Below are 900 nucleotides of genomic sequence, written 5' to 3'. Positions count from 1 at the left end.
CTTGGCATAAAGGGCTTGAAGGTTATTCTCCCAGCGAGCCACGACACGGCGTCGGCCGTTTCGTCCATGGATCTTTCAGATGATTCGATGTTCGTCAGCGCCGGAACCTGGTGCCTAGAGGGGGTGTTGATCGACAAACCTTCCAGAAATGACGACGTTATCGAAAACAACCTTGCCAACGAGGGCTGCTACGGAAGAAGGTACCGCCTGCTCAAGAATCTAACCGGTCTATGGTTGGTTCAGGAACTCCTCAAGGAGTGGAGGAGATCGGATCCGAATCTCGATCACTATGCATTGACCGAGATGGCGCTGACCGTCAGAAGCTATGAGAGAAAAATAGATGTGGAATCCGAAGCCTTCAGAAAACCGAGAAGCATGGAGAAGGCTATACTCTCCGAAGCCGAGAAGCTCGGAATCTCTTTGAAAAATAGGGGAGAGATCGTGAGAGCCGCTATCGAAGGAATCGCTTACCAGACAGAGCAGACAAGAAAACAACTGCAGTCAATAACCGGCCGGTCAATAAGGAACATTAGAATGGTGGGCGGTGGCATTCGCAACAGCCTTCTCTGCCAGTTAGTGTCAGACTACACAGGGCTTCCGGTAGTCGCAGGACCGGCGGAAGGAACTGCCACGGGTAACATCATAGTGCAGATGCTTGGTCTTGGAGAACTAAGCGACCTATCGCAGGCTCACGATCTTATTCAACGCTCATTCAACTTTCAGGAATACACTCCGAAAAAGTAACAAGATTTATCCAAAGAAATTCTTGACTTTGGCGACGTACTGTCTTGCCTTCTCCTCTATTTCTTCCGGGCTCCCCTTAGTCAGATCGGATCCTATACCGACGGCGGCGGTGCCTGCCTTGAACCACGTGTCTATGTTGTCAAGATTGACTCCTCC

The 900-nt window shown here is 50.6% G+C and carries 1 protein-coding gene; it reads left to right on the top strand.

The window, feature by feature from the left end; translation table 11 throughout:
• Positions 1-744, top strand: a 744-nt coding sequence (locus BG32_RS09375; RefSeq protein ID WP_259459649.1) for an FGGY-family carbohydrate kinase, incomplete at its 5' end; no start/stop codon positions are given.
• Positions 745-900: the final 156 nt, after the last annotated feature.

The organism is Mesotoga sp. HF07.pep.5.2.highcov, from assembly GCF_003666285.1.
Classification (GTDB): Bacteria; Thermotogota; Thermotogae; order Petrotogales; family Kosmotogaceae; genus Mesotoga; species Mesotoga prima.
Note: the sequence above shows the minus strand (reverse complement) of the source record. Positions and strands in the feature narration are given on the sequence as shown.